At 63.3% G+C, this 10,243-nt stretch carries 8 protein-coding genes; 3 read left to right on the top strand and 5 right to left on the bottom strand.

Going from position 1 to position 10,243, the window contains the following annotated elements; translation table 11 throughout:
* The coding region (locus tag QZ213_RS18025) for a molybdopterin cofactor-binding domain-containing protein (protein WP_291687452.1) at window positions 1–1,651 on the top strand (1,651 nt) is incomplete at its 5' end.
* Window positions 1,648–2,343, top strand: a complete 696-nt coding sequence (locus QZ213_RS18020) for a substrate-binding domain-containing protein (protein WP_291687451.1) — start codon at window positions 1,648–1,650, stop codon at window positions 2,341–2,343. The genes QZ213_RS18025 and QZ213_RS18020, both read left to right, overlap by 4 nt.
* Window positions 2,344–2,575: 232 nt before the next feature.
* On the opposite strand, the gene QZ213_RS18015 is transcribed toward QZ213_RS18020, so the two are convergent.
* The 5 genes from QZ213_RS18015 to QZ213_RS17995 form a co-directional block, all read right to left on the bottom strand.
* Window positions 2,576–2,830 (bottom strand): hypothetical protein, encoded by a 255-nt coding sequence (locus tag QZ213_RS18015; RefSeq protein ID WP_291687450.1) that lies wholly within the window; start codon window positions 2,828–2,830, stop codon window positions 2,576–2,578.
* Window positions 2,831–3,025: 195 nt separating this feature from the next.
* The gene (locus tag QZ213_RS18010) at window positions 3,026–3,757 is read right to left on the bottom strand and encodes a Crp/Fnr family transcriptional regulator (RefSeq protein ID WP_291687449.1); all 732 of its coding nucleotides are present in this window, start codon (window positions 3,755–3,757) and stop codon (window positions 3,026–3,028) included.
* Window positions 3,758–4,326: 569 nt separating this feature from the next.
* A complete protein-coding gene (locus tag QZ213_RS18005) occupies window positions 4,327–4,752 on the bottom strand; it encodes a hypothetical protein (RefSeq protein WP_291687448.1) in 426 nt (141 codons plus the stop codon).
* A gap of 58 nt (window positions 4,753–4,810) precedes the next feature.
* On the bottom strand, window positions 4,811–8,029 hold the full coding sequence (locus QZ213_RS18000) for an AAA family ATPase (RefSeq protein WP_291687447.1): 3,219 nt from the start codon (window positions 8,027–8,029) through the stop codon (window positions 4,811–4,813).
* Between the two features lie 204 nt (window positions 8,030–8,233).
* Window positions 8,234–9,202: a tripartite tricarboxylate transporter substrate-binding protein gene (locus QZ213_RS17995; protein ID WP_291687446.1), complete on the bottom strand. Its 969-nt coding sequence runs from the start codon at window positions 9,200–9,202 to the stop codon at window positions 8,234–8,236.
* Between the two features lie 183 nt (window positions 9,203–9,385).
* Here QZ213_RS17995 and QZ213_RS17990 point away from each other — a divergent pair.
* Window positions 9,386–10,243, top strand: an 858-nt coding sequence (locus QZ213_RS17990) for an amidohydrolase family protein (protein WP_291687445.1), incomplete at its 3' end; no start/stop codon positions are given.

Raw genomic sequence — 10,243 nt, 5'->3', positions numbered from 1 at the left:
CGCGGTGGCCGGCAATTCGGTTCAGCGGCTGGATATTCCCGACAAGGTTTTCGCCCATCCGCGATTCATCCACGATTCTGCGCTGCCGGGAATGCTGCACGGCCGCGTGCTACGGTCGGAGATGGCGGCGGCCAAGCTGGCTAGTTTGAAGGAAGATGCCGCACGCGCGGTTCCCGGCCTTGTCGCCATCGTGCGTGACGGCAATTTCGCAGGCGTGGTCAGCGAAACCGAGGATGGCGCCGAGGTTGCGCTGACGGCGTTGCGCAAGGGCGCGAGCTGGGCGCCCGGCGAAACGCTGCCCGACGAAAACGGGCTCGCGCAATGGCTGAAAGCCCAGCCGTCGGAGCTGAGCGTGATCGACAGGAGAACGGCATCCGCGGCTGGCGGAAAGGCGCGCACCATCCGGCGGCAATATACCCGTCCCTATATCGCGCATGCCTCGATCGCGCCGTCCTGCGCCATGGCGCAATGGAGCGGCGACCGGGTCCATGTCTGGACCCACAGCCAGGGCGTCTATTTTCTGCGCGCCGACCTCGCGATGGTTTTGAAGCTGCCGCTCGAGGCCATCACGGTCGAACATATGGAGGGCGCCGGCTGCTACGGGCACAACGCCGCCGACGACGTCGCGCTCGATGCGGTGCTGCTGGCGAAGGCCGCCGGCGGCCGGCCGGTGCGCGTGCTGTGGTCGCGCGCGGACGAGCTGTCGCATGCGCCGTTCGGGGCGGCGATGGCGATCGAGATCGAGGCCGATCTCGATGCGCAAGGCGAGATCGTCGACTGGCGGCATTCCATCTGGGGCAACGGTCATACCGCGCGGCCGGGGCGCGCGGCGCAACCGGCGCTGCTCGCGGCGACCGAACTGGAAATTCCTTTCCCGCGCTACATTGCCACCAATCCACCGCAGGCCAATGGCGGCGGCGCCGATCGCAACTCGGTGCCGCTCTATGACTTTCCGTCGTGGCAGATCGAATGCCATCGCCTGCTGACCATGCCGATCCGCACCTCGGCGCTGCGGACGCTGGGCGCGCAGGGCAATGTGTTTGCGATCGAATCCTTTCTCGACGAGCTCGCCGCCGAGCGCGGCGAGGATCCGGTCGCGTTCCGGCTGCGGCATCTGAGCGATGAACGGGCAAAAGACGTCATCCGGTCGGTGGCAAAGCGCGCCAGGTGGAAGCCGGACAGACCCAGCGGCCGCGGCTACGGCGTCGGCTTTGCGCGCTACAAGAACACCGGCGCCTATTGTGCGGTTGTAGCCGAAATCGAAGGCGCCGAGGAAATCAGCGTCAAGCGGCTGACCATCGCGGTCGATGTCGGAGAGGCCATCAATCCCGACGGCGTGATCAACCAGATCGAAGGCGGCGCGATCCAGGCCACCAGCTGGGTGCTGAAGGAGCGGGTTCGTTTCGACGACAAGCGCATCACCAGCAACAGCTGGACCGAGTACCCGATCCTTCGCTTCAGCGAGGTGCCGGAGGTCGACGTCGAGCTGATCAAGAGGCCCGACAGCGAGCCGCTCGGCGCCGGCGAAGCCGCCCACGGCCCGGTCACGGCCGCGATCGCCAACGCCGTCTACGATGCGCTGGAGTTGCGCGTCCGCAGCCTCCCGATCACCCGCGACAGCCTGATCGCGGCGATGGAATTGAGTTCATGACAAGCCTGAACATTCTCAGCGGCGGCGCGGCCCAGGGCCTGGTCGCGAGCCTTGCGCCGCAATTCAAGGAAATGACCGGGTTCGACATATCTGGCGAATTCGGCGCGGTCGGCGCCATGGCCGAGAAACTGCGCCAGGGTACGCCCACCGACATCGTCATTTTGACCGCGGCCATCGTCGCAACACTGGTGGAAGAGAATCTTGTCGTCCCCGCCTCGATCGCCGAAATCGGCCTGGTCGAAACCGCGCTCGCGGTTCGCGCCGGCGATCCGCAAGTCGGTGTCAAGGATGGCGCGAGCTTGCGCGCCGCGTTGCTTGCCGCGGATGCGATCTTCGTTCCCGATCCCAAGGTCTCGACGGCCGGGATTCATGTGGCAAAGGTTCTGCAGCAACTCGGCATCGCCGACGAAGTGGCTGCCCGGCTCAAGATTTATCCCAATGGCGCCACTGCGATGCGCTATCTGGCCACCTCCGATGCCGTCCGGCCGATCGGCTGCACCCAATCGACCGAGATCATCAGCACGCCGGGCGTGGTGCTGTCGGGTTCGCTGCCGCCGGGCTGCGAGCTTTCGACCATGTATACGGCGGCGGTGACTACGAAAGCCGCCTACGCAAAGCCGGCTCAAAGCCTGATCGGCTTGCTGACGGCCCCTGATCAGCGCGCGCGGCGCGAGCGCGCGGGCTTTCGTTAGCATTCGTTCCTGAACACGGACCCGGCCGACAAGCGGATCGCCGACTATGCCGGCGAGAACAACGTCAAGAAACTCCGCGAAATCGTCGAGAAGAACCGGAAGGCCTAGTGGTCCTGAGTCAGGGCGGCGGCGGTAATGTCGGCGCTACCGCCCGCGCGGTCGACCCGATCGGATCGATCCGCGAGCAACGAAACACGACGACCGGGAGTGGATCCGGTCGATCAGGCCCGCCTCAATAAGCCTTGACGGTGCGTACTTCCCCGGCTGGCGGTGCGGCTTCCGCCGGAATTCCCCCCACCGCCTGACCGGAGCCCACCAGCTCCGCCTGTTCCGCTTCTGATATCCAGGCGGAAACATTCGGCTTGGTGATCGCCAGTCCGACAAGAAAGGCCACCAATAGTACGGGCAGAACGAAAATTCCAATACCCCAGCTTCGATAGAGGCTCTTCTGGGTCGTCTCGTCTGATCCGTCGAACCTGCCGTGCATTGACGCCTCCTGTGTAAGGACGTCCCCGCCATGGCTTAGCTCACGGCCCGCAAGACCGATGTGAACTGCTTCACACTGGAGGCGATTAGTGTTTCGGGGTCATGCGAGCATGAACCCAAAAAGTGGCAGCCGGTTTTCCGAAAAAGTTCCTGCTCAAACAAGATGAACGACGCATGATTCAAGTTGAATCATGCTCTAGGCGTCTTCGCCGCCGCCGGCTTCGGCAAGCTCCCGAAGCGCGTCGACATCCAGCACGACGATGGCACCATGCTCCAGCCGCACCCAGTCGCGCGCGGCCCAGGCCCGCAACTGCTTGTTGATGCTCTCGCGGGTCATGCCTACCATCTCGCTGATTTCCTGCTGGGTAACGGCGATGGTTCGACCCTTGGGCTCCTGTTTGTGTTTTTCGGTCAGACGAAGGAGCGCGCTGGCCAGCCGTCCCGGCAGGTTCTGGAGAATGACCTGTTCGACCTGGTCGCTGGTCCAGCGCAGCCGCGCGCACAACAGCTCGATGAATTTCATCGCCAGCGCCGGCTGGCTTCGCACGAAGGGCAGAAATTCGCGGCGGTCGATGACGAAAATCTCGCAATTGGTATTGGCGGTGGCGTCGGCGGACCGCGGCTGCCCGTCGAGCACCGACATCTCCCCGAAGATTTCGCCGGGGCCGATCAGATTCAATATCGCGCTGCGGCCGTCGGCGGAGGAGACGCTGATTTTCACCGTGCCGCTGATCACCGCGATCAGACTGTTGCCGGGGTCTCCCTTGGAGACGATCGTGGTTCCCCGCTTCAGTGTGGAATGCTTGGCATAACGGCAGAGCTGCTCGAACGCCTCCGGATCAAGATCGCAAAAATACGGATGCTTGCGCAGGACCGAAAGCTTGCTGCTCGAAAACGGCCGAGCTTCACCTTTATTGTCCTGAGACACGGTGGATTGAACTCCGGGAGGGCTCTGGAAGGCGCCGTTCCTTCCGTAGTCAAGGCTGGCGGTATTTTCAACTGGAAAGCAACTTTCGTTGCAATTTGGCAGCCAAACGCGCAAATAGCCTCGCATACACGGAAAACGATCCGCAAGGCGACCGCCCGAGGTTTCGTCAAATCTGTCCGGTTCCGGCCTTGCCGAGGACGGCGTCAATCTCGGTTTCGTTGTCCGCCGTGAACTGGACGAAGCGTCCCTGGGTTTCATCATGAGGCACTTCAATAAGCGCAGCCGGGCATCTCCAGGACTGACGTTGTTGATGAAACAATATCTCCCACCCGGGTTCTGCACCCGGAAAGCCTGAACAGTACTCCTTTGCTCTGTCCGAACCCCGCCTCAAGTCCGCGGCCAACCCGGAGCCGCGCGAGAAGTCACTCGTCTGGCTTCACGAGTCCCGGCGGCGCGACGAGTCCAGCGGAGCGAAACGATCAGCCAGCAAGACCGGGCAGGTCTTGCTGGCTGATCGTCTTGCTGGCTGTGTCGTCTTTCCGGCTGCGTCGTCTTGCCGGATCGTCAGATCATTTTTTCAGTGACGAATTCGGGCAAAGCATGTGCAGGCCGATGTGGTCGTGGCCCTTATGCTTGAACGTCTTGACATGCAGATCGTGGCTTGCGTCGACATTCTCGCCGACCTTCAGGACCATCGGCTTCGGTTTTTTCGATCGCATATTGGTCCGGATGACCTTGGTAAGCTTGTCGCGGATCTTCGCGGGGATATCGCCGGAGTGTTTCTCCCACCTGCTGTGTCCCTTGGTCGATCCCTTTTCATCCTGCCAGTGTTCGGTCTTGGGGACCAAAACCTTGGTATAGCTCTGACCAAATTTATAAGGCCCGTGCTTCTTCTCATACTCCGCGAATTTCTTCGCGGTCTTGTGAATATTCTTCGGGCTGTACAATTCGTTGATGTGCTTTTCGAATTTTCCGCCGTAGGTGAATCCGGCCATGTTCTCCCCCCTCAAAAGAAGCGGCGCGATTTGCCGCGGGTGCAATACTTCATAAATTTCAGAACTGAGAGAGCGCTGCCTTAGCACGTTCCAGCGGGACAGTCATTTGGGACCGGTCGAAAAGGGCGATGGCCTGAACCAGTTCGTCTCGTGCTTCTGCCGCCCTGCCCGAAGCAGCCAGCAGGCGGGCCAGCAATCCCCTCGCGGCGCCCTGCATGGGCCGCGCCTCCAGCCGGACCGCGATTTCAATTGCCCGCGTCATGCACCCGATCGCCTCGGCCGCCGCCGGCGCTCCCTGCGATGCCAGGATATTGGCTTCGGCCATCACCGCCAGCGCCTCGACACCTCCGTAGCCCTTCTGCTTGGCACTGGCCTGGGAGGCCCGCACCAAGTCCAACCCTTGCTGCATGTCGCCGAGTTGGCAATACGCCCTGCCCAGATACGCCGACGCCGCAATCACGCTGGTGGCATGACCGGCTGCTTCGGCTTCGGCTTTGGCCTCAAGCAGGATGTCGCGGGCCCGCGCGGCGCGGCCCTGCTGGGTATAGAGGTTCCCGAGCGCCAGCATCACGAGGGGAAGGAACAGACGGACTTCGTTCTCCTTCGACAGCAACGACGCCCGATCGAAAGCGGCCTCGGCTTCCTCGAGATTGCCGCGCATCAACTGCACCAGGCCGCGAGCATAGTCGGCCGCGATCACGTCGTACGGCCGGCCGTCCTGGTCGGCGAGGACTGTCGCCTGCCCCACACATCGTTCGGACACATCGAACTCGCCCAGCCATGCGTGAACCATCGCCCCCATCATGTAACAGAGCACGAGCAGGCTCGGCCCGGTCGTGTCGGGTGGCAAGTTTTCCGGCGCGTTCTCAAGCCGCGCCGTTGCTTGCGCAAGCTGCGCTTCCGCATCGCGGTATCTGCCCGCCAGGAAATAGGACTGCCCGAGGCCATATTCGGTGAAGCCAAGCCAGGTCATGTCCTTCAGCTGATGCGCCAAGGCGACGGCCTGCTCTCCCGCAGTAATAGCCTCATAAGGCGTCCCGGAGAAATTCAGCGCCTGCGCCATGACGGCGATAGATGCAAGCCGTCTCGATTCGTCGCCGATCTTCGCGGAGCGCGCCTCGGCGTCGCGGCAAAGACCGAACCACTGCTCGATATTTCCGAGGGGTGCATATGCAAGCCGGGCCTCGATGCGCAGATCGATCGCGTGTCGTTCGCGCTCGAGCGACTCGGGCAGCGTGTCGACCGCATGGATCGCGGACTCGAAGTAACCGGTAGCGTCCCGGAACGCCGATCTGGCTAGCGCCTTCCGCGCCGCGAGTTGGCCATAGCGGGCAGCCTTCGCCCAGTCCCGCGACTGGACCGCGTGATGACAAAGCGCTTCTGCGACCTCCTGTTCGCGCCCCTGGGAAATTGCCTCCATGGCCGTCAAAATCCGTCGGTGCAACTCCTCGCGTTGCGGCCGCAGGATCGAATCGTAGGCAACCTCGCGGATCAGATCGTGGGCAAATTCGTATTCCGCCGCGGCCGGCCATTGCGACTCGACAAGGAAATCCAGAATCTCCAGCGACCAGAGGCGGCTTTGCAATTGAGCCGCCGGCATGCCGGTCACAGCCGCCAGCAAGGCCGGCGAAATTCGCGGCCCGACGACGGAAGCGAGCTGGAGCAGGGACTTGTCCTCTTTCGGCAGCCGATCGATTCGGGAGGCGATGACCCCTTGTATGGTGGGAGGAATTCCAAGCGCGTCCCAGGGAGCTTTGGCGGCAAACCGGCTGGCGTCGCCATCGGGGACGCCGCGACTGACGAGCTGCCGGGCGACCTCTTCGATGAAGAGCGGAACCTGGCCGGTGTGGCGAAGAATGTGAGCCTTGAGGGCGTCGAGATTGGGCGCCGTGCCCAGGAGATCGCCGAGCAGCGCATTCGCCGAGGCGATATCGAGGGATCGCAGCCAGATCCTGCGAACGTCGAGCCGCGCCAGCCATCCCGGCGTGTCTTCGGTCCGCCATGTCAGCAGGATCAGCAGCGGGCGGCTTGCCGCGAGCGACATCAGGGCTTCGACGACGTTTTCGCTCTGTCCATCGCTCCAGTGAAGGTCCTCCAGCAGCAGGACCGTCGGGCGCGTCGCAACCACCCTGTCGATGGTGTTGCATACGGCGTCGGTGATCACGCGACGCCGCAGCAGGGGTTCGAGATCGTTCCAGCGCGGGTCGCTGACCGGCTGGTCGAGGACGGCGCAAAGGGCCGCGGGCCAGAGGTCGGAATGCGCCGGCGGCGACCCCTCGGGTAGCTGAGGCTTGTCCTCCGGCGCGATGTTGCCTACCCGTAGCGCGCCCTGGAGCAGCGTCTTCACCAGGGCATAGGGAACGGCCTGTTCCAGCGGGTTGCCCTCCGCTTCCAGGACCTGCCAGTTCTTCTGCCGTTGCGCGCCGACAAATTCGTGGACTATTCGGGATTTTCCAATACCGGCCGTTCCGACGAGCGCAATGACCTGCCCGGCCGCAGCGACCTCGCCAGCCGCCTGCTCGAGCAGGGAAATCTCTTCCCCGCGTCCGACAAACGACGACAGCCCCTTGGTCGAACGGGCCCGCCAGCGGCTCAGCCCGCTGATTTCGACGAGCTCGTAATGGGGAACCGGCGCAGAAAATCCTTCCAGCCGTCTTGGAATCAGCGCGTTGAACGTCACGAGCCCCGCGGCCAGGCTTTGGCAGGACTCCGACACCAGGATCTGACCGGCCTGCGCCGCGCCCTCGAGCCGCTTGACCAGATGGACTGCCGGACCGCCGGCTTCATAGATCGAGGAGAGATCGGCCTCGATGACGTGGGCGACGACGTAGCCGGAATGAACGCCAACCCGGACCCGAAGCGCCGGGTCGTTCAAGAGCTTGACGCGATGAACCAGTTCGACCGCCGCATGACAGGCCATGACGGCATGATTGTCATCCGCGCGCGGCGCACCAAAGAGCGCGATCAGCCCGTCGCCGCCTTCCTTGCTGACGATTCCGCGGTTGCGGCGAACCGCGATGCGCATGGCCGCCAAGGCCGGCTCGAGCCGCGAAATCGCGGCCTCGGGATCCAGTTCCGAGATCAGGTCGGTCGAACGCTGCAGATCGGCGCAGAGGACCGTGAGGTACTTCCGCTCGCCGGCGATGCGGCCGCGGACTTCGACGACCTGCGGCCTTGCGGCCTGCTGCGGGACCGCCGCCCCGCACGACGAGCAAAACAAATCGCCTGCCTTCAGGGTCGAGAGACAGACCTGACAAGACACCCACGGCTCCTTCATCCACTACTTCAGATTAACGAAAGATCGCGACAGAACAAGCGTTTGCGAGCGACAATTGCTCGAACATGGGAGGTGTCACACAGGAGGATTCGCGAGCGCAGAGGATTAGACGACAATTTTAGGACAACAAACGCGATGGGTTAGCCGCCCACGGCCTTCCACCTTGGAGAGGCCGCCGCCGTGAACATTTCGGTCATAGGCGCTCTATTCATTGGCGATTCCCATCTCCTTCATCACGCGCGCATATTTGGCGAGCTGTTCGCGCGTGAGGACGCCAAGTTCCCCGGGCGACGTGCCTCGCACCGTAAAGCCTAGATCCTCAAGCTTGTGGCGCACCTCGGGATCGCCAACCGCCTTGAGGACTTCGGCGTTCAGCCTCGCGATGATGTCATTCGGGGTGCCGGCCGGCGCCAGGATCGCGAACCAGGAATTGAAGAAGAACCCGGGTAGACCGGACTCCGAAACCGTGGGTACATCCGGGAATTGCGGCAGTCGCTTCTCCGTGGTGACCCCGATCAGCCTGAGCTGACCGCCGCGCACCAGCGCAGCGACCGTTCCCAGCCCCTGGAAGCCGACGGGAATCTGGCCGGACGCGACGTCGGTCGCCGCCTGCGTCGCGCCCTTGTAGGGCACATGGGTCAGCGAGATGCCGGCGTTGGATGCAAACATCGCCATCGCCAGATGCTGCGGGCTGCCCGGACCGCCGGAGCTGTAGTTGATCTTTCCGGGAGCGGCCTTGGCGGCGGCAATCAGGTCGGCGGCGGTCTTGTAGCCGGTATTGTTGCCGGCGATCAGCCCCCACTCCACCGTCGCCACCAGCGATACCGGCTCGAAATCCTTCAAGATGTCCCACGGCATCTTCGCATGCAGGTTGGGCACCATGGTCATGACGCTGTCGTTGAACCCGCCAATCGTGTAGCCGTCCGGCGCGGCTCTCGCGAGCTGCTCGGCACCGATCAACCCGGACGCACCGGCCTGGTTTAGGATGACGATCTGCTGGCCCATATTCTCGGCCATCTTCTGCGTCACGATCCGCGCCGCGACATCCACGGCGCTCGCCGCCGCCAAGGGCACGATCATCTTGATCGGTCGTTCGGGATAGGCGGTCTGCGCCACCGCATTGGAACCGACCAGCAGCGCAGCCGCCGCCACCAGCGCATGAAACAGGCGCATCCTTGAATTTCCCCTTCGAATTGGATCACGTTTTCCGAGTGAGCGGCCGCGACCTCTTCGAGAATGATTGCCCTCCCGCTCCCGGCTTGGCAATCTGTCCGGCAAAGAAATCAAGATCAGGGCGGCGGTTCAATCGACCGGTCGAGAGGGAATGCCGGTTTCCGGCCGCCAAGGGAGGCATCGATGACCACCCGCAGAAGCTTTTTGAAGCGCGCGGCGGCGACCGGGATCGCCTTTTGCGGTTGCGGCATGGGGGACGCAGTCCGCGCCCAACCAAGACCGCCGCGCCTCCCGGTCAGGATTGGCGGCAAGCGAATCCTCACCGTCGATGTTCACTCGCACTGCTATTTCCATGAGGCCCTCAGTCTGATGGGGGAAGCGGCCGACAAGGTGCTGCCGCCGGTGAAGGGCGTGCCGGAGCACTTCATCGTCATCGAGCAGCGCCTCAAGGAAATGGACGCGATGGCGATCGACATGGAGATCCTGTCGATCAATCCGTTCTGGTACGGCAAGGACCGCGATACCGCGGCTGACATCGTCAAGGTTCAAAACGACAAGCTGGCCGAGCTGTGCGCATCGCGGCCGGAACGTTTCGGGGCGTTCGCCTCACTGACCCTGCAGTTTCCCGACCTCGCCGTGCAACAGCTGGAGACCGCGATCAAAAAGCAGGGCCTGCGCGGCGCCGCGATCGGCGCCAGCGTGCAGGGAGAGGATTTTTCCGACCCCAAATTTCATCCCGTTTGGGCCAAGGCCGAAGAACTCGGCGCGGTTCTGTTCGTCCATCCGCAGAGCACGCCGGAACTCGCCAGGCGCTTCAAGGGCAACGGCTGGCTATCGAATACGATCGGCAATCCGCTCGACACCACGATTGCGCTGCAGCACCTGATCTTCGAAGGCACCCTCGACCGTTTCCCCGGTCTGAAAGTCCTTGCCGCGCACGGCGGCGGCTTTCTCCCGTCCTATGCGGCGCGTGGCGACCATGCCTGCTTCGTATCGCCGCAAAACTGCAATCCCGACATCACGCTGAAAAAGAAGCCCTCG

It is taken from the genome of Bradyrhizobium sp., from assembly GCF_017881085.1.
Taxonomy (GTDB): Bacteria; Pseudomonadota; Alphaproteobacteria; order Rhizobiales; family Xanthobacteraceae; genus Bradyrhizobium.
This window is presented reverse-complemented; position numbering and strand designations above follow the sequence as displayed.

Bases quoted from the DNA above. Each gene is read 5' to 3' on its own strand.
- QZ213_RS17995 (WP_291687446.1), bottom strand. From the start codon at position 9,202: ATGCGCCTGTTTCATGCGCTGGTGGCGGCGGCTGCGCTGCTGGTCGGT.
- QZ213_RS18020 (WP_291687451.1), top strand. From the start codon at position 1,648: ATGACAAGCCTGAACATTCTCAGCGGCGGCGCGGCCCAGGGCCTGGTC.
- QZ213_RS18015 (WP_291687450.1), bottom strand. From the start codon at position 2,830: ATGCACGGCAGGTTCGACGGATCAGACGAGACGACCCAGAAGAGCCTC.
- QZ213_RS18000 (WP_291687447.1), bottom strand. From the start codon at position 8,029: ATGAAGGAGCCGTGGGTGTCTTGTCAGGTCTGTCTCTCGACCCTGAAG.
- QZ213_RS18005 (WP_291687448.1), bottom strand. From the start codon at position 4,752: ATGGCCGGATTCACCTACGGCGGAAAATTCGAAAAGCACATCAACGAA.